We start from the raw sequence: 23,256 nt of genomic DNA on the forward strand, positions 1-23,256 counted from the left end.
AAAAGAAACCTCCTGACGCGCACTCTTTCCAAGGCCAGGCCCCTGGAAAGTGTTTGTACCCGAAAGCTCAATAGAATAGTTTGGCTGGTCCCGTCAATTGTTGCCTTGACGTAAACGGTAGATTTTTTGAACCTCGGCAAGGGCCTTCGGCGTGTCCACGCCCATGACTTCCCAGGGTTCCGCCATAGTGAGCGTGACCGTGAGGCCTTGGGCATTGAAGATTTCCACCAGGTCTGTGAGAAAATACTCCTGAATCACAACCCATCGGCCGTCTCTTTGCTTGCGCACGTCGTGAGGGCGTTGCGCCAGGGCGTCCAGGCCTTCCAACAGGGCGCTTCGGTCCACGGCATACACGCCCGCATTGCATGGGGCCTGTTGCATGTGCCCCTCCATGCTGCGCCAGTATTGCCATTCCACAATGCGTTGCACACGTTTTTCTTGAACATCGAGCTTGCCGTACTGGGCCGAATCCTCAGGGTGAAATGCCAGAACGCTCATGTGAGCGGCCTCCAGGCCTTTCAAAAGGCGAGCGTAGGTTTGACGGCGAATGAGCGGCACATCGCCCATGGTGATAATGATCGCCTTTTCCTCAAGGTTTCTCAGGAACGGCCGGGCAGCCAGCACGGCGCCTCCCGTACCGTCGGTGACCGGCTGAAAGATATAGGTGCAGTCCATAGACGATGTTTCTCGCCGAACATCTTCAGCTCGATGATGCACGACGATACCCTTGGGGCCTGGCGGGAGGTTTTCCAAAACTTCCACGAGTATGGGATGTGATCCCTCGTAGGGGTTGCGGGCCCTGGGAAGCAGGGGAAGAAGGGTTTTGTTGCCGTCATAGCCCCTCATTCGGCTGCCCTTACCGGCGGCGAGAATGAGACTTGCCGCAGTCCGTGGCCTCTCAAAGTGCGCGTTAGAGTTGTTCATGGCATGTCTTCGGCATGGAGTTCATTTACAGGAACGGTTTCCCCGTTTCGGCCTTCTTGCTTCATGGAGCGAAAACGCGCCACGGCCTCCACATGTTCCTGATAGGTGCTGGAAAATGTATGGGATCCGTCATTGTTGCTGACGAAATACAAGTAGGAACTCTTCTTGGCCTCCAGGACCGCGCGCAAGGATTTCTCTCCGGGATTGCAGATGGGCCCGGGCGGCAGTCCCTTGTGAAGGTATGTATTGTAAGGACTCTCCCTTTCCAGATGGCGCCGAAGAATGGGGCCTGTGAAGTCCCCCAGATCGTAGACCGCCGTCGGATCACTTTGCAGGGGCATTTGGCGCTGCAGCCGGTTGAGGAAAACCCCGGCGATCACCGGCCGTTCGTCATCCCTGACGGTTTCTTTTTCCACCAAGGAGGCGAGGGTGACCGTTTCATGGACGGTAAAACCCATCCGGCGCGCTTGAGCTTGCCGTGGGGGAGAAAACCTGCGCCAAAATTCCAGCACCATGCGTCGCAGCACGTCTTGAGGACGATCCGTGCGTCGAAACAGGTAGGTTTCCGGAAAGAGGTAGCCTTCCAGGGACGAAGCAGGGTGCGTCACATTCAGAGAGGCCATGAGGTGGGGGTCTCGAGCCCATTGCAAAATCGCGTCGGCCTCGGCGAGCTCCGTGGCGGCCACAAGACGTGCCACATCCTTGAGGGTTGCGCCTTCCGGAATGGTCACCCGGTACACCACCACCTTGCCTTGCAGCAAAACATCCAGCACCAGGTTGGGCGTCGGCGCCGCCGGGAATTGATATTCGCCGGCTTTCATTCGGCCGGCCACACCTCGGGCTCGAGCATACCAGTAAAAAAGGTTCGCGTCGGTGACCACACCTTCTTTGGCCAGTTGGGTCGCCACGGCGCGAGCGCCCGTGCCGGTTCGAATGAGTACCTTTGCAGAAGGTTTGTAAGCCACGGCCGGTGTCGAGCCAAACAAAACGAGGCGAAAACCAAAACCCACACTTAGGGCTGTAAAAGCCAAGAAAAGCCAGAGGCAAACCGCTCCGATCCAGATCTTTCCACCACCAGGACGCACCTTGCGCCTCCACTGCCGTAGATCATCAGCCATCTCAGCCTTTATCGCCTCCTATCACAGCGTCTGATCTTTCTCAAGGCTTGCCCTGGAGGACGAAACACGGTCTTGGTTGATCCACCAAGCTGTGGAAGCGCCGCAACGTGCGGGAACGTCGCGCGGCTCACACCGCTTCTGGGAATCGCTTTCTCAAAAAAGGGCTGGTTCTCTTCTAAGGCAGCTTCTTTTTGGCAACCGCGTTGAATTGCAGGAGCGAATGTGGCACTATGCCGAAGAATACAGCCTATTCCACATCTTTTGGCGTGAACGAGGTCAAACACCATGCACCAAGTCGTGCTCGGCACCGCTGGTCACATCGACCATGGAAAAACGTCCCTCATTCGTGCTCTGACGGGAATCGACACGGATAGGCTCAAAGAAGAAAAGCGTCGGGGCATCACCATCGAGTTGGGGTTCGCTTATCTGGACCTGCCTGACGGCACGCGACTGGGCATCGTGGACGTACCGGGACATGAGCGTTTCGTCAAACACATGGTGGCCGGGGCCACGGGCATCGATCTGGTGGCTTTGGTGATTGCCGCCGACGAGGGTGTCATGCCGCAAACACGCGAACATTTGGAAATCTGCCAACTGCTTCGCGTCAAACAAGGCCTGGTGGTGCTCACCAAGATCGATCTAGTGGACGATGCGGAATGGGTCGATATGGTGGAAGAAGATATTCGCGACTTTCTCCAGGGAACTTTTCTGGAAAACGCTCCCATCGTGCGGGTTTCGGCGGCCACAGGCGAAGGGCTCGATACCCTGAAACAGCGCCTCTTGGAAATGGTGCCCAACGTGCCTGCTCGAAACACCTCGGGACCCTTCCGCATGTCCATCGACCGAGTCTTTACCATGAAGGGATTCGGGACCGTGGTCACCGGCACCAGCCTTTCAGGTACGGTTCGCGTCGGGGATGCCGTGACCCTTTATCCGTCACGCATCGAGACCAGGGTGCGCGGTCTTCAGGTGCACAATCAGGAAGTTCAGCAGGCTTTTCCGGGACAGCGCACGGCCATCAATTTGCAAGGGGTGGAACGGGACGCCTTGCCACGGGGCGAAGTGGTGGCCACTCCGGATTCCCTGCTGTCCAGTTACATGCTGGATGTGTCCCTGGAGCTTCTGCCGGACGCTCCGCAGCCGCTAAAGGACCGGCAAAAAATCCGATTTCACACGGGAACCACCGAAAGGGTGGCCACGTTGGTCCTGCTGGACCGAGACCAGCTCGCGCCAGGGGAAAAAACCTACGCGCAGGTGCGGCTGGACCGCCCCTTGGCCGTCCTTCGAGGAGACCGGTATGTGCTGCGGTCCTACTCGCCCATTCGCACCATGGGGGGTGGGGCTGTGTTGCATCCGGTGCCGAAAAAGCACAAAGGAAAAGACAAACCCGTGGCCGCCCAAGCCCTCAAGACTTTGGAAGACGCCGAGCCCGCCGTTGCGCTTCAATGGCATCTTCGGGATGCCGGCTGGCTGGGCGTGTCGGAAAAAGAGCTTCAAATTCGAGCCAACGTCTTTGGAAAATCGTTTTCCGACGCCTTGGAAATGTTGCTCTCACGCCAAAAGGCCATTCTCTACGACCGAGAAAACCGTCGTTTCATCGACCTCGAATCCCTGACCGCTCTGCAGGAAAACGTCACAGCTATTCTGGCAACCTATCATGCAAGGAACCCTCTGAAACCCGGCATGCCCAAGGAAGAAATTTCGGCCCAGACCGACCGCCCGGTGGACCCCAAGCTGCTGCACCATGTGTTACGGCGTCTCGCGGAAAAAGGGGCACTGGTTCTGGACAAGGAATGGGTTCGCCTGTCCAGCCACAAGGGGGATTTGAGCTCCGATGCCAAGGTCATTCACGAGCAGATGGAAAAAATTTACAGCGAAGCAGGCTTGCAGCCGCCCTTTTTCAAGGACGTTTCGGCTCAAATGCCCGGCACGGCCCGCCAGCACAAAGACGTTCTTGACTGGATGTTGAACCAGGGACGATTGATCAAGGTCAAAGAAGACTTGTTCTTTCACGTTCAAGCCATCGCCGGTTTGCAGGAAAAACTGGTAACCTTCCTGCAGGAACACGGAGAAATTTCCGCAGCCCAGTTTAAGGAAATGACCCAGGTGAGTCGCAAGTACACCATCCCTCTTTTAGAATATTTTGATGGGCAAAAGCTGACCATTCGCATTGGGGACGTCCGGCGCCTGAGAGAAACCAAGGGAGCCGGGGCAAGAGATGACGCGGGCGCCTCGGGCCGCTAAATCTGTAGGTCTTGGAAAAAGTGACGAGAAATAGCGGAGGTGACAATGATTAAACATGTGGTGGTCATGAAGTTCAAACCCGGAGTGAGTGAGGCGAATATCATGCAATTGGAACAGGGGCTGGATCGGCTCCCGGGCGCCATTCCTGAGATTCTCTCCTATGATTTCGGGCGCGACATCGTCCACTCCCCGCGATCCTTTGACTTCGCCTTGGTTTCCAGTTTCACGGACATGAATGCTTTGCAGCGCTATCAAGGGCATCCCGAACACATGAAAGTCCTGGAGTTGGTCCAAAGCCTGTGTGACCAGATCATCGCCGTGGACTTCACGTTTTGAAGACCGAGCTTTCCGAGGTGCCCATGGGCATGGCCAAGCAGAAGCACGTCTATGACTATGTCATTGACGCGCACGGAAACTGGTTCTGTGAAGGGAATCCCGTGACGGATCCCGAGCTCTTTCGCATGCTCAGCCGCTCTCTGTTTGAAAAAGGCGGTCGTTACTACGTGCGTTGCGAAGGGGAGGTGCATCCCGTGCGTGTTGCCGATGCCCCTTTGTGGGTTCGCTACGTGTTTCTGGACGAAGAACCCGAGGGAAAAATCCTTGCCGTCCATATCCAATTGGAAGACGGACGGCGGGAAGTTCTGCGGCCGGAAACCCTTTCGGTCAAGGAAGAAAGCGCCCTGTACTGTTTGGCAACGCGCAGAAACCTTCTGGCGCGGTTCGCCAAACCAGCCTATTACGAGCTGGCATCCCGACTCTCCTATGAGCCCGAATCCCGAACGTATGTGCTGACCGTCGCCGGTCATGCCTACCGCCTGGCTTCGCGCCCCTGATGCGCGCTCTTCCTTGGGGGGTTCGAGGAACTGGCCGGCGAGCGTTCTTTAAGGGTTCTTGTGTCCGTATGAAAGACTGGTGCGCCGACTTTTTCGCAGGCACGGCATTGTGCGGGCGAACCGTGGCAAAGGAGGGACGCGCTCCTGCGCGCCCCCAAATACGCCGATTTCTCAGGGTCCGTCGGAAAACACCTTTTGTAGAAGCGGCGCCGGCCGCGACGCCTGATCGCGCCCTGCGGCGCTCCTACAGAATAAACGGGCCCGCATGGGCGCTAAGGAAAGGCCTTCTCGAACGGACTTGAAGACACGCCAAAAGGCACGCTCATTTCCTCGAAGGGAGCGTGCCCCGGCGTTTTTCCTGAAGGTTACATGGGAATGTTGCCGTGCTTTTTGGGAGGCAACGCCTGCCGCTTGGTGGCCAGCAACTCATAGGCTTCCACGAGGCGCATGCGCGTCTCACTGGGAACAATGACGCCGTCGATGTAGCCTCGGGAAGCAGCAATGTACGGATTATAGAGAAGGTTTCGATACTCTTCGATCTTTTCCTTTCTTTTGGCTAAAGGATCCTGCGCGGACTGAATGTCTTTACGAAAGATAATGTTGGCCGCACCTTCGGCACCCATGACCGCAATTTCCGCCGTCGGCCAGGCCAGCACAATGTCCGCTCCCAGATCCTTGGAACACATGGCAAGATAGGAACCGCCGTAGTCCTTGCGAATGATGAGGGTGATCTTGGGCACCGTGGCTTCAGAATAACACCAGAGCAGCTTGGCCCCGTGCCGAATGATACCGCCCCATTCCTGCTGCTTGCCGGGCAGATATCCGGGCACGTCGGCCAGGGTGAGCATCGGAATATTAAAGGCATCGCAGAAGCGAATAAACCGCGTGGCCTTATCGGAAGAATCCACGTCCAGACAGCCGGCCAAAACCTTTGGCTGGTTGGCGATGATACCGATGGTTCGGCCGTTGAGACGAGCAAAGCCCACCACGATATTTTGCGCATACCCTTCATGGACCTCGAAAAAGTCGCCTCGGTCCACGATGGCGCGAATCACATCCTTCATGTCATAGGCGCCCATAGGATTGTCCGGCAAAATAGTATCCAACTCGGGAGCCAGCCGACAGGGGTCATCACCCGTATTCGCCATAGGCGGATCTTCCATGTTGTTGTCCGGCAGAAAGCTGAGCAGCCTCTTGATCTCATCGATGGCATGTTGGTCGTTTTCACAGGCGAAATGAGCGACCCCGCTCTTGGTGCTGTGGGCAATGGCGCCGCCCAGCTCTTCCTGCGTGATTTCCTCTCCAAGAACGGATTTAATGACATCCGGGCCCGTAATGAACATGTAACTGGTATTCTTCACCATGAAGACGAAATCCGTCATGGCCGGGGAATAGACGGCGCCGCCGGCGCACGGCCCCATGATGGCGGAGATTTGCGGAATAACCCCTGAACTAATGGCGTTGCGGTAGAAAATCTGACCGTATCCGGACAGGGCATCCACACCTTCCTGAATGCGAGCCCCTCCCGAATCGTTAAAGCCCACAAAGGGTTTGCCGGCCTTGAGGGCCAAGTCCATCACTTTGCAAATCTTACGCGAATGCATCTCTCCAAGGGTACCGGCCCGTGCCGTAAAATCCTGGGAAAAGGCAAAAACATGCCGACCATTCACCAGGCCGTAACCGGTAATGACACCGTCTGCCGGAATATCCATCTTGTCCAACCCAAACAGGGTGCCGCGGTGCTTGACGAAGATGTCCAGCTCACGAAACGTGCCAGGATCAAAAAAATATTCCAGTCGTTCGCGCGCGGTCAGTTTCCCCCGCTCGTGCTGCGCCGCGACGGCCTTTTCGCCGCCCATCTCCTTGATCTTCGCTTCGCGTTCTCGCAGTTCCCTGATTTTTTCCGCCACCGTCTGCATAAGTGCTACTCCTGTTGATTCTAGTCACATGGAGGGGTTATGGGCCGTAGCCATTTTTGGAGCTTCGGGCAATTCTATTGGCTGGCCCCACGATGTCAAGCGCTTTGCCGACTCCCTTGGCGCCGTGTGGCGTCGCCACCGGTCCCTGCGTTTCACGCCGCATTCGTCATGACAGTTCTCGGGCGGAGACGTACTGGCAGCTGCGCCCTTTGCCCATCCGCATCAAAAGGCCTCGATCCACCATGTCCGTCAGTTCCCGCAGGGCCTGGCGCTCAGAGACTTCATTCAGGCGCGCGTAATCCCGATTGGTGATGTAGCCCTGGGATTGCACAAGATCCAAAGCTCGAAGCTGACGCACACGTTGCGGCCCCGGCGCCAAAAGCCGGTCCGCTTCCCGTCGCTCCGAAGACCCCTGAGACGGTGATGCTCGATGCGCCCCCATGGGCGGTTCCAGAAAAGTTGGGGAGGGGGCCGTCGCGGGACGAAGAACCTCAGGAGGCAGATCCTCGGGAGTAATTTCGCGATCCGGGCACAAGATCACCGCTCGCTCCATAACGTTTTCCAATTCCCGAACATTTCCCGGCCAGGAATAGTTCAGCAAAGCGCGCAGGGTGTCCGCGCGAAGACGCAGATCCTCACGGCTGGTTTGTTCTCGGAATTTTTTCAAAAAATGATGCGCAAGAAGAGGGATATCCGACGGGCGTTCTCGAAGGGGGGGCAATTGCACATGGACCACATTGAGCCGAAAGAAGAGGTCGGAGCGGAATCGACCGGCGGCGACTTCTTCCTTGAGGTTTCGATTGGAAGCGGCCACGACCCGCACATCCACGTGAAGGGTTTCCGTGCCGCCCACCCGTTCAAACCGCATCTCCTGCAAAGCTCGCAGCAGCTTCACCTGAAGCGGCGGCGACATTTCGCTGATTTCATCCAAAAACAGAGTTCCTCCATGGGCCAGTTCAAATCGGCCCTTGCGCAAGCCGATGGCTCCTGTAAAAGCGCCACGTTCGTGACCAAAGAGTTCGCTTTCCAAAAGATTTTCTGGTAGGGCACCGCAGTTGACCGAAATGAAAGGTGCATTCTTTCGCGGGCTGTTAAAATGGATCGCTCGCGCAATGAGCTCTTTTCCCGTGCCGGATTCTCCTGTGATCAGCACCGTCGCTTTGGTAGGCGCCACTTTGCGAATCAGCGCGTAAACCTGCTCCATGGGGCGGCTTTTGCCCACAATATTGTCAAAATGGTACTGTCCCGCCAGAATCTCACTCATCCGCCGGTTCTGGCGCACGAGCTGATGGTGTTCCACGGCCTTTTGCACAAGCACCTTGAGCTCTTCGTTTTCAAAAGGCTTGAGAATGTAGTGGAAGGCTCCTTTTTTCATGGCTTCCACGGCCTTTTCCACCGTGCCGAAAGCCGTCATCATGATCACCGGCAGGTCCGCGTTCAAGGTCCGTATCTGTTCCAGGACCTCCATACCGTCCATGCCCGGCATCTTCATGTCAGTGACTACCACATCCAGATCGTTGTGTTGGGCCAGTTCCAAACCTTCTCGGCCGTTTTCCGCCGTCAACACATGATGGCCCTCTTCCGACAACAGATCCTCTAAGATGATGAGATAATTTTTTTCGTCGTCGATGATCAGCACATTTCCCATATCACGGCATTCCCGTAGACATTTCATCACAGCACTGTCCTCAAAGCCCCACGCCCACAGAGCGCCTTGTGTGAACCCGCAGGTCCACTTTTTCGTCGGCCGTCATGAAGGCCCTTCGCTGGTGTCCTGCGGTTTCATGGGCAATCGCACCACAGCGCTTGTTCCTCCTTCCGAACGCGGCACCAGTTCCACCGTGCCATGATGGCTTTGGATGATGCTCAGCACAATGGACAGTCCCAGGCCAGTGCCTTTCTCTCGAGTGGTGAAAAAAGGGTTGAAGATCTTAGGCAACACCTCCGCTGAAATGCCCGGCCCCGTATCGCTGACGCGCACCTCCAGCCAGGGTTCCTGACGGCTGTCGAGGCACTTCAGGGCTGTGGCAATTTCCAACGTGCCCCCCGCCTCCATGGCCTGCACCGCATTGACCATCAGGTTCATGAAAGCACGATAGAGCAGATTGGTATCCGCTGGGGTCAAGGCTCCACCCGTCTTGTAGTCCCTGAGGATGCGAATGTTGCGTTTCTGACATTCCGCTTCAAGCACCGTGAGGTTTCGCTCAAGGATTTCTTCCACACAACACAGCTCCAGCCTTAGATCCTTGGGTCGAGCAAAGTCCAGAAATTCTGTGACAATATTGTTCAGTCGAGTGGCCTCTTCAATGACGATCGACGCCAGCTTCTTTTGTCGAGGATCCTCCGAGCGCTTTTCCAAAAGCTCGGCCGTACTTCGAATAATGCCCAGAGGATTTTTGATTTCGTGGGACACTCCCGCAATCATCTCTCCCAGCACAGCCAATCGCTCTGCACGATGCAGTTCATCTTCCAGCTTCTGACGCTCTCGGGCTCGAGCTTCCAGAATTCTTTCCGCACGCCGTAAAATGGCCACAAGCGCCGCGAACAAAACCCCCACACAGGCCGCAACGCTTGCAAAGATGATCACCTGAAACCGCGCGATGTTGGCCTGATCCGCCGTCACATCCTGAGTGAGCTCAAAGACCCCGATGATGCGCCCTCGCTTCCAGCTCAAAGGAAGCTCCACCCACATGGGCAGATAGGTGTGCATCTTTTGAGGGCCGATGGGCCAGGAAATGCCCAGGAGCGACAAGCGCCGCCCTTCCATGACGGAAAACATGTCTCCGGAAAGGGCCTTCTGAAAGGGCTCTCCCAAATCCTTCTTTTCGCCCAAGGGCACCTCTTCCGTGCTGTAGGTCAAGATGCCTTCAGCGCTATAGATGTTGACGCTTTCCACGGCCAGCCCGTGAATGGCGTTTCGAACCACCCGGTCCAGGCGCTGGTACTGCTCCTTTCGGCTGAGCCGTATCTCACCCTCGACGGCCAGCGTGATGGTCGTGAACTGGTAAAAAACCTGAGAGTTCAAGTTTTCCGCTGTCAGAGACGCATACTGCTCGCTCTTTTGCACAAGGATTTTCCTGGCCCGGTGGGAAAGAAAGGCGGAAAGAAACACCGTGCTGACGAGAATCACCACCAGGCTGGAGACAGCCACGGACTTCACCAATCGAAACGGTTTTTCCCGAGCAACGCCCGTGGAAACCGCAACCTCATCTGCCGGGAGCGTTCTGATGGGCAAAGCCGCATTTTTGAGTCGCCACGATTTTAGAGGATACACAGCACTCCTTTTTCCTGTCCGTGCTTGAGCGTGAATCGATTAAAAAGGTAAAAATGAGTTCACAGCCAATCTCCAAAAACGTGTTCGACAATGACTTGCCCGCGTGCTTTCGCCATGACGCCGTAGGAGCGCCGCAAGGCGCGATGAGGTATTGCGGCTTGCGCCGCTCCAACGTTATTCTCGAACACGCTCCTTCGCTGCGGTTCCTCCGAAAATGTGGGCGTGGGAATGCTCGATATGGGCACAAAAGCCTTCACAGAGCATTGGGGGAGAGCTGCTCTTCAGCAGCGCTCAGCTTTTTTTCTTCACCAAGGCACGACGCCGCTCCAGCGTCTCCTTCCACTTTCCCTCCCACCCCCGTACGCTGGGTTCATAGAATACGGCGTCTTTTAAAGTCTCAGGCACATACACTTCAGGAACCCACCCTTGTGGATCGTCGTGGGGGTATCGATAAGCCTTACCGTATCCCAGCTCCTTCAAAAGCGCCGTAGGAGCGTTTCTCAAATGCAAAGGAACAGGATCATAGGGCGTCTTTCGCGCCAATTCCCGAGCTGACTTCAAGGCTTTGTAGACACTGTTGCTTTTTGGCGCAAGGCTCACATACACCGCAGCCTGGGCCAGGTGCAGTTCCCCTTCAGGACTCCCCAGGAATTCATAAGCGCGAACAGCGTTCATGGTCAAAACCAAGGCAAAGGGGTCGGCAAGCCCCACGTCTTCAGACGCGGCCACAACCAGCCTTCGGGCGATGTAGAGGGGATCTTCGCCGGCTTGCAACATGCGTGTCATCCAGTAGAGCGCCGCGTCCGGATCCCCGCCTCTCAAGCTCTTGTGAAAGGCGGAAATCAAATTGTAGTGTTCTTCCCCGTTCTTGTCGTAATGACCAGGCCGTTCCATGACATCCAACAACATAGAGGCCTCCACGCGGCGTACACCGTCCGCATGGGGAGGTGTGCTGAGAACGGCTGTTTCCAAAAGGTTCAAAGCCACCCGCGCATCGCCTCCAGCGGCCTGCACGAGAAGTTTCAAGGCCTCTTCGCTCAACACAGGGCGTAGCAACCCTAAGCCTCGCTCCGAATCACTCAGAGCTCGCACCACCACATGGGCAAGATCGTCTTCGGACAAAGGTTCGAGTACCAGGACATGGCAGCGGCTGAGCAGAGGACGAGTCATTTCAAAGGAAGGATTTTCCGTGGTCGCCCCAAGAAGATACAGAGTGCCTTTTTCCACATGAGGCAAAAGGACGTCCTGTTGCGCCTTGTTCAACCGATGCATTTCATCCATGAAGAGCCAGGAGCGCTTGCGCACCGAAGCCCACACGTGGCGCGCCTCTTCGACGGCTTCACGAATCTCCTTGGTGCCCGCCGTGACGGCCGAAAGGGCTATGAGATGTCCTTCCGTGTGACGGGCAATGAGGTGGGCCAAGGTGGTCTTGCCGCAGCCCGGAGGACCCCAGAGAATGAGGGACTGGAAGAGGGCGCGATGCAGAAGACGATGAAGGATCTTGCCTTCCCCTAAAAGGTGCCTCTGTCCCACAAATTCTTCCAGGCAGCGCGGACGCACACGCTCCGCCAGCGGCTCCGTCGGAGACCATGCGCTCGATAGATCCGGCTTTGAAGACATCTTGGACAAAGCCTTTTTCCTTTTCCATGAGCAGCAGTGCTCTTAACTTATAAAAAATTTTTAAAGGGTTTCCAATAAGGCATCTTTGTTCCTTGACATGGTCGCAAAGACGTGCCACATGAGCGGCGCTTTTTGAGAATCATCTTGGACGTAAGAGCCATCGGGGAGGTTGTCTGAGAACACCTCCAGTAGGAGCGGCGCACGCCGCGACGCCTTACCGCGCCTTGCGGCGCTCCTACTGAATGAACCGAAAACGGCCGCGAAAAGCCATTTTCGGACAGGCTCCAAGGCGTCCGACGGAGGAAGGGGTGGTTTCGCGAGCATCTCGACTGGCATCGCGTTCCGTCTATGATGCGGCGATCATTCAATTCCCCAGGATTTTGGATGATCGGGGCAACCTCACCTTTATCGAATCGCGCCGACATCTTCCCTTTGATATCGCCCGCGTCTACTGGATCTACGACGTTCCGGGCGGGGAATCCAGAGGGAGCCATGCCTACCGCACGCTCCATGAAGTGATCATCGCCTTGTCGGGAAGCTTTGAAGTCTTCCTGGACGACGGCATGGCTCAAAAAACCGTCATGCTCAACCGGGCTTACTACGGGCTTTACGTTCCCAACCTCATTTGGCGCCGCATGCAACATTTTTCCACCAATGCTGTGGCTCTGGTTTTGGCGTCCAAGAGCTACGATTTAAATGATTACATTCGAGACTACGAAGAATTTCAGAGGTTGAACCAAAGGACGTGAAAACCACCGTTCACGACTGCAGACTCATCGATCTTCCCAAAATCAGCGACCGCCAAGGGGCCATCACTCCCATCTACGGGGGCGTGCACCTTCCTTTCAGCATCCAGCGGGTCTATTATCTCTACGATGTTCCCGGCGGGCAGAGCCGCGGAGGACATGCCCATCGTGAACTGCAGCAACTCATTGTTTCGGTCATGGGGGCCTTTGACGTGGTGCTGGACGATGGGACCGAACGCCGTCACATTCACCTGGACCGCGCCTATTACGGACTTTACGTGCCCAAGATGATTTGGAGAGAGCTGGAGAATTTTTCTTCCGGCGGCATCTGTCTGGTTCTGGCTTCATTACCCTTTGATGAAGCGGATTATCTCCGCGACTACGAAGCCTTTCGCCGGGAAAAGGCCTCATGAAAGTTCCCTTTCTGGACCTCAAAGCGGCCTATCACGAACTGCAGCCCGCCCTGGATGCAGCCTACCGTCGCGTGATGTTATCGGGCCGCTACATTCTGGGAGCGGAACTTCAGGCCTTTGAATCGGAATTCGCGGCTTACTGCGGTGTGCGACACTGTATCGGGACGGGAAACGGGTTGGACGCCCTGCACCTGATCCTTCGCGCCATGGACATCGGGCCGGGCGATGAAGTCCTTGTCTCGGCCCATACCTTCATCGCCACGTGGCTTGCCGTGACGTACGCCGGAGCTGTTCCCGTCCCTGTGGAACCTCTGGAAGACACCTACAACATGGACCCCCGTGGCATCCCTGCCGCTGTGACACCGAGGACTCGAGCATTGATAGTGGCCCATATGTACGGCCAACCGGCCGATATGGATGCCATCGCCGCCGCTGCACGCCCATACGGACTCCGCATCATCGAAGATGCCGCGCAGGCTCACGGCGCCCGTTACAAGGGGCGAAGAGTCGGTGGCTTGGGAGACGCCGCCGGTTTCAGTTTCTATCCCGGTAAGAACCTGGGAGCTTTTGGGGACGGCGGGGCTGTGACCACCAATGACGACGATCTTGCCCACCGGCTGCAAGCTTTGCGCAATTACGGTTCGCACTGCAAATACATTCATGAAGTCAAAGGCGTGAATTCCCGCCTGGATGAAATGCAAGCGGCGTTCCTGCGAGTCAAGCTGGCAAAGCTGGATACATGGAACGCTCAACGAAGGCTTCTTGCCGCCCGCTACACAAAAGCCTTGCAAGACCTCCCCGGCATCATCACGCCCTTTGTACCCGACTGGGCCGAACCGGTGTGGCATTTGTTCGTCATTCGCTCCCCCTTCAGGGACCAACTGCAACACGCCTTGGCACAGCAGGGCATCGAGACGCTGATCCATTACCCCATCCCGCCCCATAGGCAAAAGGCTTACGAAGACACGGCGCTCAGGTCCTATCCCGTTACGGAAAGAATCCATAAGGAAGTTCTGAGCTTACCCATGTGGCCGGCCATGCCGAAGGCCGACGTGGACCGGGTGGTGTCAGCCATTGAGGCCTTTTGCGAAAAACAAGATGCCGAGAGCCTTCGGCGGCCCCTTTGTTCGATGGAGCCCATTGGGCCATGAAACCCTCGGCTTTCAAGAAGCCCGTCATTCAGGTGGCGGGAATTCAAGATATCCAGGAATGCCAGATGCTTGTGGATCTTGGTGTGCGCTGGTTGGGTTTTCCCCTACGGCTCGCCGTCCATCGCGAGGACCTGACGGCGGAAGAAGCCGCATGCCTGATCGCCTCTTTGCCCCGTTTCGTGACACCGGTCCTCATCACCTACGAACACCGATGGCACGAGATTCATGATCTGGGCCGATTTTTGGGGGTTCACGCGGTGCAACTCCACGGCGACGCGTCACGGCGAGAGGTTCGCCGGTTGAAAGAGGTTTGGCCCACTCTTTGGGTGATCAAAAGTGTCATCGTCATGCCGGGGGCTCGTGCAGAGGATTGCTTGCGAAGCATCGAGCCGCTTCTGCCCCACGTGGATGCTTTGATTACGGATACGCAAGATCCCGAAACGGGAGCCTGCGGCGCCACGGGAAAAACCCATGATTGGAACGTGAGCCGATGGATCGTGGAACGGTGTGGCAAGCCGGTCATTCTGGCGGGTGGGCTCACGGCTGAAAATGTCGCTGAAGCGATTCGAACCGTGCGCCCCGCGGGCGTGGACGCCCATACGGGACTGGAAGACGCCTCAGGAAGAAAAGACGCCAAAAAAGTGGCCGCCTTTCTTCGGAAAGCCCAGGCCGCTTTTGCCAACCTGTGGAGCGCGTCCCGGCCGGCGCATCCCTCTTACTCCTCGCCGAGATAGGCTTTGCGCACACGTTCGTCCGCCAAAAGTTCCCGTCCTGTGCCTTCCAATGCGATGCGGCCGGTCTCCAACACATAGGCATAGTGCGCCACGTGCAGCGCGGCCATGGCGTTTTGTTCCACAAGCAGTACGGTCGCTCCCTGCCCATTGATGGTTTGAATGGTCTGAAAAACTTCTTCCACCACCAGGGGCGCCAACCCCAAGGACGGCTCGTCCAGAAGCACCAGAGAGGGGCGGCTCATGAGGGCTCGGCCCAAGGCCAGCATCTGCTGCTCCCCACCGCTCAACGTACCGGCAAGCTGCCTGGACCGTTCCTGAAGTCGAGGAAAAAGAGTAAAAACCCATTCCAGATCGTTGCGAAACTCTCCAGCCGGGCGATTGTAAGCGCCCAGCTCCAAATTTTCCAAGACCGTCAAGTTGGGGAAAACCCTTCGCCCTTCAGGCGCCACACCGATGCCGAGCCGAATAATCTTATAGGTGGGTAACCGCGTCAGTTCCTGCTCGACAAAGGTGATACTGCCCCGCTTGGGGCGCACGAGGCCCGCTATGGCTCGAAGGGTCGTGGTCTTGCCCGCCCCGTTGGCTCCGATGAGCGTCACAATCTTGCCTTGAGGCACTTTGAGATGAATGCCTTTCAAGGCATGAATGCCACCGTAATATACATGCAGATCCTTCACTTCAAGCATGCTTGGGCTCTCCCAGGTACGCCCTGATGACGTCGGGGTGGCGTTGGATTTCCGCAGGCGTGCCCTCCGCGATAGTGATGCCGTAATCCAACACCTTAATGCGTTCGCACAATCCCATGACGAATTTCATGTCGTGCTCGATGAGAAAAATGGTCAGTCGATGCCGGCTTCGAACTTCCCGGACCAGCTGCGCCAGTTCCATGGTTTCTTGAGGATTCATGCCGGCGGCGGGTTCATCCAACAAAAGCAGCTTGGGTCGAGCGGCCAGGGCACGTGCGATTTCCAAACGGCGCTGTTGGCCGTAGGGCAGGGCGCCGGCCTTTTCGTCGGCTAAATGCCCCAGATGGAGTTCTTCCAGAAAACCACGGGCTTCCCTTTCGATGCGCGCCTCTTCTTTTCGGTGGGAAGGAAGCCCCAACATGGCTTTCCAGAACCGCGATCGAAGCGCGTAATGAAAAGAAACCATAACGTTTTCCAGAACGCTCATGTCCGTAAATAGCCGAATATTCTGAAAGGTCCTGGCGATTCCCTGAGCGGTCACAACGTGAGGCGGCGCTCCCGTAATGTCTTTTCCGTTCCACAGAACTCTTCCCGAGGTGGGCGTCAGGAAGCCGGTAATCATGTTGAACACCGTGGTCTTGCCTGCGCCGTTGGGGCCGATGAGGCCCACCAGTTCCCCGGGTTCGATGACCATGGAGAAGTCCTTGACAGCGGTCAGGCCCCCGAATTGCATCACCAGGTTCTCAAGCCGAAAGAAATCGCTCATGCACAACACCTTATGACTTCGTCTGCAGGCGTAGCGCCGTAAAAAGGCGGTCCCAAGACAATTCGCTTCGCCCCATGATGCCTCGGCGAGCAAACAAGATCACCACCATCAGAATGATACTGAACAGGACCATCCGCATGCCGGGAATGCCCGGAATGGTCAAGAAGCCGAAATGCATGGGGCTTTCGACGACGCGCAGGGCCTCTCCACCCCAGGCGAACAAGGCCGCCGCGACAATGGCGCCGCTGGTGCTGCCCAACCCACCAACGACAATGATGATGAGCAGGTTGAAAGTGAGGAAAAAAGTAAAAAGGGTTGGGGAAATGGTGGTGATGAGATGGGCCAGCAGCCCGCCGGCAACCCCCGAAAAGAACGCGCTGATCAGAAAAGCCAACAGCAAATGCCTGAAGGGATCCACTCCCATGGCCTTGGCGGCCGTTTCGTTTTCGCGAATGGCCTTCATGGCGCGGCCATAACTGCTGTTAACCAGCTTGGTAATGACCATCACCGTAAAAACAGCCACGCCCCAGGACCACCACAGGGTGGTGTAAGGGGTGAGTCCTTTAAGGCCCAGGGGCCCGTTGGTGAGGCTCTGCATGGCGTTGCACAGAACGCGGACCACTTCCCCAAACCCCAGCGTCACAATGGCCAAATAGTCCCCACGCACGCGGAACACGGGAAAACTGATTAAAAAGGCAAAGAGCGTTGCCGTGATGCCGGCCGCAATCAAGGAAACGGCAAAGGGAACCTGAACAACACTGAGCGGCCAAATGAGGGGCTCAATGATAAAACTCATCTGCTTTTCGGCCGGAGACATGGTCAACAGGGCGGAGGTGTACGCCCCAATGGTGATGAAGGCGTTGGGACCCAAGTGCAGAATGCCGCACATGCCGTTCACCAAATTGTAACTCACCGCCAGGGTGATGAAGATGGCCATATTGTTGAGAATCCGGATTTGATATTCGGACCCGTATTTTTCAAAAAAATAAAGAATCAGGCCCAGGACGACCAACAACAAAATATTACAGGTGGTGTTTCGTCTGGATGTGTCCATTATGCAATCCTTAACAAGCCATCACGTTTTGTCCGTAATGGGCTCGCCCATGATGCCCGTCGGACGAAAAAGCAGCACAAGGATAAGGACAGTAAAAGCGAAAGCGTCCCGGTACTGGGCCATTTGAGGAAAAAGGGCCACGATGAGGATTTCCCCAAGACCGAGGACGAAGCCGCCCAGGACAGCACCCACAATGTTGCCGATGCCCCCCAGCACGGCAGCAATGAAGGCTTTCAGACCGGGAATGACTCCCATGAAAGGGTTCACCTGGGGATATTTCATAGCCCACATGATGCCGCCCGCAGCGGCCAAACTCGAGCCCAAAAAAAACGTCACCGCGATGATGCGATCCAAGTTGATGCCCATGAGACGCGTCGTTTCAAAATCCTTGGAAGCCGCCCGCATGGCCTTGCCGACCTTGGTTCGATGAACGATGTACAGAAGCCCCAGGAGGAGCGCGAGGGTCAACACGGGCGTATAGATGGTCAGCACCTGAATACGTAATCCCCACAGCTCAATGACTTTGGCAAAGACCTCAGGGCGAGGAAATCCTTTGGGTACGCCCCCGATGATGACAATGGCCAGGTTTTCCAGGAGAAAAGAGGCCCCGATGGCGGAAATGAGCAAAGAGATGCGCGGAGCGTCCCGCAAGGGTTTGTAGGCCACCCGGTCCAAAAGGATGCCAAACATGCCCGTCAAGACCATGACCAGGGGAAAGCTGATCTGCCACGGTAGACTCCAAAGAGTCACCGCATAAATGGCCGCATAGGCAGCCACCATGAGCAGATCGCCATGGGCGAAATTGATGAGCCGAAGAATCCCATAAACCATTGTGTAGCCGATGGCCACCAGGGCATACAGGCTTCCCAGGGAAATGCCGTTGATGACTTGCTGCATGAAGATGTCAATCGTCACGAGGCTTTCCTTTGTGTCGTGCACAATGCCTTACGCAAAATGGAGCAGGAGGTGCCATGCCCGCCCTGCTCCTTGATGGGTTTACGGGCTTTAGAGAACCTGCGTCCGCGGTGACCTTGCACGCCTGGGATCACCAAGCTCTTGCCGCATGAAAGCAAGGACCGGAAACCGAGGGGCGCCCGCCTGCACCCTTACGGATTGACCGTGGTTACATACACGAATTTACCGTCTTTGACCTTGTTGATGACCATGCTCTTGACAGGATTGCCGTTTTCCTGCATGGTGATGAACCCCGAAACCGCGGGAAAGTTCTTGATGGCCACCATGGCCTCTCGAATCTTAGTGCCGTCGGTGGATCCCGCCTTTTCAATGGCTTCAAGGAGCAGGAAATAGGCGTCAGCGGCCAGGGCTCCAAAGGCGTCCGCTTCCTTGCCTTTCTTGGCTTCAAACCGCTTGATGTATTCCTTGGCCAGTTCCGTGGTGGCCGCCTGTTTGTGAAAATGGCCGGTAAAATACATTTCTTCCACGGCCTTACCGCCGATCTGGATCAATTCATCCGCCTGAGCCCCGTCACCCGTAAGAATGGGCACATTGATGCCCAAATCCCGAGCCTGCTTGGCCATGAGGGCATCTTCCGTGTAGTAGTTGGGCGCATAAATGATGTCAGGCTTGGCCGCCTGCACGGAAGAGAGCTGTGCCGAGAAGTCCTGGTCACCCGTTTGAATGTACGTGGTGGACACCACTTTGCCGCCCAGCTTGACGAATTCCTTGACGAAGAAGTTGGCCAGCCCCACACAATAGTCCTGCGCAATGTCAATGATGACAGCAGCCGTCTTGGCCTTCAGGTCGTTGACCGCGAAACGGGCGGCCACTTCCCCCTGAAAAGGATCGATGAAGCACGCACGAAAGGCATACTGTTTGCCTTGGGTCACCAGCGGGTTCGTGGCCGTCGGGCTCACCGAAACGATCTTGGCGGCTTCGGAAATGGGATTGCCGGCCATGCTGTTGCCACTGATGGCCTCACCCAAAATGCCCACCACCTTTTCCTTTTCCACTAGGCGACTGACCGCATTGGCCGCTTCAATTTTGTCGCTTTTTGTATCCACAAGGACGAGCTCAATCTTCTTGCCCAAAACCGCCGGCTTGATTTCATTGGCAATCTGTATGCCGTCCCATTCCATCTGCCCGTAGGCCGCCACCGCTCCGGTCATGGGCAGGTAGGCTCCAATCTTGATGGTATCCTGTGCCAGCGCAGGTCCCGCCACCACAAAAGCCACACCACACAGACCCGCCACCAAAGCTAACCATCCTTTGCGCCCCATAAGGCTCTCCTTTTGTCTTGTTGGTTGAAAGTGATAACCGTCTTTACCCCCAATCAAAAATCTCTTCCAACATCTCAAGATCATTCACTGAAAAAGACTTTCTGCTCTCTACATGACTCACCCGCATCTGTCAACCAAAAGCCCCCGTGAAATCCTCCTTGACCCTGGCGAAGGGATTTTGCTAGAAGCAAACTCGGTTCACCAAAGACCGTTCGGGCGCACATGAGGGCATCCTTTTCAGCACCTTCTCTTTCGCATCCTCCCACGGCTTTCCCTCTTGCTTTCCGCCGACCCTGTGTCTGCGGTGATTTCCTGCGCGGCGTCTTTGCGCCGATCGGTCCGACGGCACTTTCCCGTTTCATCCCACCCAAGTCCGGCTCGAGGGATTCGGGCCCGAAAATCGGTTCTCCAACGGAAAGGAGGTATCTGAATGGACCAAGGCAAATCGTACCAGGAGCGTATGAAAGAGCTGTTCAATGTGGAAAATCTCTTTGGCAAGCGAATGCCCCTGGAGGGCGTTCGGGTCCTTGAGGTCTGCTATGTGGTACTTGGCCCGGCGTGCTGTGATTACCTGGCGGAATTCGGGGCTGAGGTGATCAAGTTTGAAGGGCAAAAGGGCGACCAGATGCGCTTTGTGTCCCCTTACGCCTTTTTCTGGAAAAACATGTCGCCCGGGCTGGAGATTGAAAACCACAACAAGTATTGGGTGGGAATGCATCTGGGCCATCCCAAGGCCAAGGAGCTTTTTTTGGAAATGGTCAAAAAGGCCGACGTGGTAGCGGACAATCTGACCCCAGGCCGCATGGCTGAATGGGGTTTGAGTTACAAGGAACTGAGGGAGGTTAACCCTCGGATCATTCAGCTGCATGTGTCCGGCTATGGCAGTTGGGGACCGTGGACGGGACGGACCAGCTACGATGCCGTGGCCCAGAGCATGGGCGCCCTTTCACCTATCACGGGTTTTGAAGGTCGAGGTCCCATCAAGTCCGGGGTCTGGATTGCCGACTGGGCCACGGCCCTGATGTGCGCCGTGGCCATCATGGCCGCCTTGAACTATCGAGAACGCACGGGCGAAGGCCAGTTCATCGATTACATGCAGGTGGAAAACGTCATTCGCTTTCTGGATTGGACCTGGCTCTATGCGTACCTGACCGGAAAGGATCGCCCTCGATCCGGCAATCGCGACCTGGCTGTCTGTCCTTCGGATCTTTTCGATTGCGCCGACGGCTGGATCGCCTTGGCCGCCTTTGATGACGCCTCTTTTAAGGGCTTGTGCCAGGCCATGGGCCGTCCGGAACTGTGCCAGAGATTTGCCGATCCTCTGGAACGGCTCAAGGACGAAAACGCCCGGGAGCTTCTCAAGATCATCGACGCCTGGACCCGCACCAGAAAAGTGGAAGAAGTGGAAGCCTTGGGCAACCAATACGGGTTTGCGGCATCGCGGGTCATTACGGCCAAAGACGCCTACCATCGGCCTCATTTTCGCCAAAGAGGCACTCTACAGGAATACGAGGACGCCCTCTACGGGCCCATGGTCCAGCAAGTGTACCCGCCGCGCCTGAGCGAAACCCCCAGTCGACTCCTGTGGGGTTGCCGTCCTTTAGGCTTTGACAATGAATATGTGCTGACCAAACTTCTCGGGCTCCCTCACGATGAAGTAGAAAAACTTAAGGCCGAAAAAGTGATTTTCCAATGGAACCCGGCGGTGCCATCCCACTGCCCGCCGCCCGATTGGGACGGAAAAAGCGGACTGAAACTCGCCTAACAAGGACTGAACGACGGGGTTGAGGAGGAGAAGGATGACGGACAAGAAACTGGGACCTTCGGTCTATGACGATATGTTTGATGACGATGCGCTGGCGTCCATGCTCAAAGAAGACAAGACCATTGTGGGCCTGGCCATCAATGAAGATTACGCCAAGTGGGCTTATTCCGAAACCAATCCCAAAGACGCCTTTCGCAAACCCGAAGCTTTGGACGACATGGTCGTGCTGGATGTGAGCTACGCCAACTTCGGCGCCCTGTATGCCTCCTCCATTTTGGCGGAATTCGGTGCCGAGGTCATTCGCATTGAACCGCCGGCAGGGGATCTGGCCCGCAAGATGTCACCGTATGGCATCATGATCAAGGACACGGGTCTGGCCTATCTGACCGAGGCAAGGAACAAGTTTCATATTACGCTGAACCTGGAATCGGCGGAAGGCCAAGCCATGTTCCGCACCTTGACTTCCAAGGCCGATGTGCTTATTGAAGCCTTCAAACCTGGCTATATGGACAGCCTAGGCCTCGGCTACGAACAACTCAGAGCCCTAAACCCAGGCTTGATCTATTGCGGCATGCACAGCATGGGGCATTTCGGCGAAGATTCGGAGAAATTCGGCAACCAACCCGATTACGACATTGTGGCTCAGGCACGTGGTGTGGTCATGTCCATTACCGGGGAACCGGATTTGGACCCCGAAGTGCCTCCCGAATACAAAAGACCCCTCAAACACGGCAACTGGATGGGTTGGTATGTGGGCGGTGCTTGGGCGGCTTTTGGCATTCAAGCGGCCATGCTAGTGAAACGACGCACCGGAAAAGGCCAGTTCGTGGATTGTTCGCCGCCCGAAGGGCTTTTGGCGATTTCCAACTACGTCATGCAGTATTACCACATGTCCGGCAACGAAATGCCTCGGGCAGGAAACTACGACTACGCCGTTTTTCCGTACACCTATGTCAAGTGTAAAGACGGCTACACCTTCATGTCCGGGTTTACGGATCCCAATTGGGCCGCCTTGTGTGAAATTATGAATCGGCCCGATCTGCAAAAGATGTATCCCACCATCAAGGAACGGCTGACGCCGGAAAATCAGCCGAAGATTCAGCATGAAATCGAAAAATTTACGGAAAACTACACTTCCGAAGAAATTCTGCAGATGCTGACCGAATACAGCCGGCGCCCGGACAAAAAAGGCACAGTGGTGACGGGACGACTGGAAACCCCCACGGATGTGCTCACGCGCGAACACTGGCGTGTCCGGGAAAGCTTCGTCAAACGCACAGATCCTTACTATGGCGAACTGCTCATTCAGAATTCGTCCTTTAAAGCCATGAGCCGCACACCGGGCCGCATTAAATGGATCTGCCGCCCTGTGGGTGCCGACAACGAGTTCATCTACCAAAAGTATCTGGGCGTGGGCAAAAGCAAGCTGCAGCAGCTCAAAGAAAAGGGCGTCGTCTAAAATCAGCGGCGCGCAAGAGGGCGGTCACGTCCCGCCGCCCTCTTGCGCGCCTTTCAGCGCCCTGCCCGTGCATCCTCAGGTAAAGAGCTTCTTTTCTCCCCCCCCTCTCTCTTCAAGAATATTCGAATAAGTCAGGTTTGGCGCACCATCAAGGGGAAGTCTGGAAGCTGTCCATACCAGGAGCGCCTTTGGTCCCGCAGGGGCCTACGCCGTCAGGTCCGCGAAGGTGCGGACGGCCGGCGGCTTGTCCGAGAACGGCTTTTCGGGGCTGTTTTTGTTACATTTTGCAGGAGCGCCCCACGGCGCGATGCAG

20 protein-coding genes are annotated in these 23,256 nt (G+C 56.2%); 9 read left to right on the forward strand and 11 right to left on the reverse strand.

The features are described 5' to 3' along the window. Nucleotides 1-93 precede the first annotated feature (93 nt). Nucleotides 94-924 (reverse strand): NTP transferase domain-containing protein, encoded by an 831-nt coding sequence (locus tag ACUVSA_RS11615; protein ID WP_445891787.1) that lies wholly within the window; start codon nt 922-924, stop codon nt 94-96. Then, entirely contained in the window at nt 921-2,042 is a 1,122-nt protein-coding gene (mltG, locus tag ACUVSA_RS11620) for an endolytic transglycosylase MltG (protein WP_445894937.1), read from the reverse strand. Before mltG ends, ACUVSA_RS11615 begins: the two co-directional genes overlap by 4 nt. A 285-nt stretch (nt 2,043-2,327) precedes the next feature. Between mltG and selB the strand changes: the two genes are divergently transcribed. From selB to ACUVSA_RS11635, 3 genes are read left to right on the forward strand one after another with little or no spacing between them, the layout of a single operon-like run. Then, nucleotides 2,328-4,286, forward strand: a complete 1,959-nt coding sequence (gene selB / locus ACUVSA_RS11625) for a selenocysteine-specific translation elongation factor (protein ID WP_445894938.1) — start codon at nt 2,328-2,330, stop codon at nt 4,284-4,286. Between the two features lie 45 nt (nt 4,287-4,331). After that, a complete protein-coding gene (locus tag ACUVSA_RS11630) occupies nt 4,332-4,622 on the forward strand; it encodes a Dabb family protein (protein ID WP_445894939.1) in 291 nt (96 codons plus the stop codon). Nucleotides 4,623-4,651: 29 nt separating this feature from the next. Next, nucleotides 4,652-5,119, forward strand: coding sequence for a hypothetical protein (locus ACUVSA_RS11635; RefSeq protein ID WP_445894940.1), 468 nt, complete (start codon nt 4,652-4,654; stop codon nt 5,117-5,119). A 365-nt stretch (nt 5,120-5,484) separates the two neighbouring features. On the opposite strand, the gene ACUVSA_RS11640 is transcribed toward ACUVSA_RS11635, so the two are convergent. The 4 genes from ACUVSA_RS11640 to ACUVSA_RS11655 all read right to left on the reverse strand — a co-directional run bounded on the left by ACUVSA_RS11640 (nt 5,485) and on the right by ACUVSA_RS11655 (nt 11,932). Next, the gene (locus tag ACUVSA_RS11640; protein ID WP_445894941.1) at nt 5,485-7,038 is read right to left on the reverse strand and encodes an acyl-CoA carboxylase subunit beta; all 1,554 of its coding nucleotides are present in this window, start codon (nt 7,036-7,038) and stop codon (nt 5,485-5,487) included. Between the two features lie 166 nt (nt 7,039-7,204). Beyond that, nucleotides 7,205-8,713: a sigma 54-interacting transcriptional regulator gene (locus ACUVSA_RS11645; protein ID WP_445894954.1), complete on the reverse strand. Its 1,509-nt coding sequence runs from the start codon at nt 8,711-8,713 to the stop codon at nt 7,205-7,207. Nucleotides 8,714-8,788: 75 nt separating this feature from the next. Continuing rightward, on the reverse strand, nt 8,789-10,312 hold the full coding sequence (locus tag ACUVSA_RS11650; protein ID WP_445894942.1) for a two-component system sensor histidine kinase NtrB: 1,524 nt from the start codon (nt 10,310-10,312) through the stop codon (nt 8,789-8,791). A 291-nt stretch (nt 10,313-10,603) separates the two neighbouring features. Continuing rightward, nucleotides 10,604-11,932: a replication-associated recombination protein A gene (locus tag ACUVSA_RS11655; RefSeq protein WP_445894943.1), complete on the reverse strand. Its 1,329-nt coding sequence runs from the start codon at nt 11,930-11,932 to the stop codon at nt 10,604-10,606. Nucleotides 11,933-12,240: 308 nt separating this feature from the next. Between ACUVSA_RS11655 and ACUVSA_RS11660 the strand changes: the two genes are divergently transcribed. Genes ACUVSA_RS11660 through ACUVSA_RS11675 form a run of 4 tightly spaced genes read left to right on the forward strand, consistent with a single transcriptional unit; the run spans nt 12,241 to nt 14,976 of the window. Further along, nucleotides 12,241-12,681, forward strand: a complete 441-nt coding sequence (locus ACUVSA_RS11660) for a sugar 3,4-ketoisomerase (RefSeq protein ID WP_445891795.1) — start codon at nt 12,241-12,243, stop codon at nt 12,679-12,681. Beyond that, on the forward strand, nt 12,678-13,091 hold the full coding sequence (locus tag ACUVSA_RS11665; protein ID WP_445891796.1) for a sugar 3,4-ketoisomerase: 414 nt from the start codon (nt 12,678-12,680) through the stop codon (nt 13,089-13,091). Before ACUVSA_RS11660 ends, ACUVSA_RS11665 begins: the two co-directional genes overlap by 4 nt. Beyond that, nucleotides 13,088-14,242 carry a DegT/DnrJ/EryC1/StrS family aminotransferase gene (locus tag ACUVSA_RS11670; protein WP_445894944.1) on the forward strand — a complete coding sequence of 385 codons (1,155 nt, stop codon included), beginning with the start codon at nt 13,088-13,090 and terminating at the stop codon, nt 14,240-14,242. The genes ACUVSA_RS11665 and ACUVSA_RS11670 overlap by 4 nt, the downstream gene beginning before the upstream one ends. After that, complete coding sequence (locus ACUVSA_RS11675) at nt 14,239-14,976, forward strand: phosphoribosylanthranilate isomerase (RefSeq protein WP_445894945.1); 738 nt, start codon at nt 14,239-14,241, stop codon at nt 14,974-14,976. The genes ACUVSA_RS11670 and ACUVSA_RS11675 overlap by 4 nt, the downstream gene beginning before the upstream one ends. Here the strand turns inward: ACUVSA_RS11675 and ACUVSA_RS11680 are convergent. From ACUVSA_RS11680 to ACUVSA_RS11700, 5 genes are all read right to left on the reverse strand, one after another. Beyond that, nucleotides 14,958-15,662, reverse strand: a complete 705-nt coding sequence (locus tag ACUVSA_RS11680; protein WP_445891799.1) for an ABC transporter ATP-binding protein — start codon at nt 15,660-15,662, stop codon at nt 14,958-14,960. The genes ACUVSA_RS11675 and ACUVSA_RS11680 overlap by 19 nt on opposite strands. Continuing rightward, nucleotides 15,655-16,428, reverse strand: a complete 774-nt coding sequence (locus tag ACUVSA_RS11685) for an ABC transporter ATP-binding protein (RefSeq protein WP_445894946.1) — start codon at nt 16,426-16,428, stop codon at nt 15,655-15,657. The genes ACUVSA_RS11680 and ACUVSA_RS11685 overlap by 8 nt, the downstream gene beginning before the upstream one ends. A 10-nt stretch (nt 16,429-16,438) precedes the next feature. Continuing rightward, nucleotides 16,439-17,482: a branched-chain amino acid ABC transporter permease gene (locus tag ACUVSA_RS11690; protein ID WP_445891801.1), complete on the reverse strand. Its 1,044-nt coding sequence runs from the start codon at nt 17,480-17,482 to the stop codon at nt 16,439-16,441. 21 nt (nt 17,483-17,503) lie between these two features. Further along, the gene (locus ACUVSA_RS11695; RefSeq protein ID WP_445891802.1) at nt 17,504-18,397 is read right to left on the reverse strand and encodes a branched-chain amino acid ABC transporter permease; all 894 of its coding nucleotides are present in this window, start codon (nt 18,395-18,397) and stop codon (nt 17,504-17,506) included. 191 nt (nt 18,398-18,588) lie between these two features. Further along, complete coding sequence (locus ACUVSA_RS11700) at nt 18,589-19,719, reverse strand: ABC transporter substrate-binding protein (RefSeq protein WP_445894947.1); 1,131 nt, start codon at nt 19,717-19,719, stop codon at nt 18,589-18,591. 430 nt (nt 19,720-20,149) lie between these two features. Between ACUVSA_RS11700 and ACUVSA_RS11705 the strand changes: the two genes are divergently transcribed. After that, on the forward strand, nt 20,150-21,484 hold the full coding sequence (locus ACUVSA_RS11705; protein WP_445891804.1) for a CoA transferase: 1,335 nt from the start codon (nt 20,150-20,152) through the stop codon (nt 21,482-21,484). A 34-nt stretch (nt 21,485-21,518) separates the two neighbouring features. Then, nucleotides 21,519-22,943, forward strand: coding sequence for a CoA transferase (locus tag ACUVSA_RS11710; protein WP_445894948.1), 1,425 nt, complete (start codon nt 21,519-21,521; stop codon nt 22,941-22,943). Nucleotides 22,944-23,256: the final 313 nt, after the last annotated feature.

The organism is Desulfosoma sp. (assembly GCF_052743555.1).

What these genes read in the sequence shown, in the direction of transcription:
- ACUVSA_RS11635 (WP_445894940.1), top strand. Translation starts at nt 4,652, where the DNA reads ATGGCCAAGCAGAAGCACGTCTATGACTATGTCATTGACGCGCACGGA.
- ACUVSA_RS11710 (WP_445894948.1), top strand. Translation starts at nt 21,519, where the DNA reads ATGACGGACAAGAAACTGGGACCTTCGGTCTATGACGATATGTTTGAT.
- ACUVSA_RS11685 (WP_445894946.1), bottom strand. Translation starts at nt 16,428, where the DNA reads ATGAGCGATTTCTTTCGGCTTGAGAACCTGGTGATGCAATTCGGGGGC.
- ACUVSA_RS11670 (WP_445894944.1), top strand. Translation starts at nt 13,088, where the DNA reads ATGAAAGTTCCCTTTCTGGACCTCAAAGCGGCCTATCACGAACTGCAG.
- ACUVSA_RS11700 (WP_445894947.1), bottom strand. Translation starts at nt 19,719, where the DNA reads ATGGGGCGCAAAGGATGGTTAGCTTTGGTGGCGGGTCTGTGTGGTGTG.
- selB (WP_445894938.1), top strand. Translation starts at nt 2,328, where the DNA reads ATGCACCAAGTCGTGCTCGGCACCGCTGGTCACATCGACCATGGAAAA.
- ACUVSA_RS11675 (WP_445894945.1), top strand. Translation starts at nt 14,239, where the DNA reads ATGAAACCCTCGGCTTTCAAGAAGCCCGTCATTCAGGTGGCGGGAATT.
- ACUVSA_RS11630 (WP_445894939.1), top strand. Translation starts at nt 4,332, where the DNA reads ATGATTAAACATGTGGTGGTCATGAAGTTCAAACCCGGAGTGAGTGAG.
- ACUVSA_RS11645 (WP_445894954.1), bottom strand. Translation starts at nt 8,713, where the DNA reads ATGAAATGTCTACGGGAATGCCGTGATATGGGAAATGTGCTGATCATC.
- ACUVSA_RS11680 (WP_445891799.1), bottom strand. Translation starts at nt 15,662, where the DNA reads ATGCTTGAAGTGAAGGATCTGCATGTATATTACGGTGGCATTCATGCC.
- ACUVSA_RS11690 (WP_445891801.1), bottom strand. Translation starts at nt 17,482, where the DNA reads ATGGACACATCCAGACGAAACACCACCTGTAATATTTTGTTGTTGGTC.
- ACUVSA_RS11655 (WP_445894943.1), bottom strand. Translation starts at nt 11,932, where the DNA reads ATGTCTTCAAAGCCGGATCTATCGAGCGCATGGTCTCCGACGGAGCCG.
- ACUVSA_RS11640 (WP_445894941.1), bottom strand. Translation starts at nt 7,038, where the DNA reads ATGCAGACGGTGGCGGAAAAAATCAGGGAACTGCGAGAACGCGAAGCG.
- ACUVSA_RS11705 (WP_445891804.1), top strand. Translation starts at nt 20,150, where the DNA reads ATGGACCAAGGCAAATCGTACCAGGAGCGTATGAAAGAGCTGTTCAAT.
- mltG (WP_445894937.1), bottom strand. Translation starts at nt 2,042, where the DNA reads ATGGCTGATGATCTACGGCAGTGGAGGCGCAAGGTGCGTCCTGGTGGT.
- ACUVSA_RS11615 (WP_445891787.1), bottom strand. Translation starts at nt 924, where the DNA reads ATGAACAACTCTAACGCGCACTTTGAGAGGCCACGGACTGCGGCAAGT.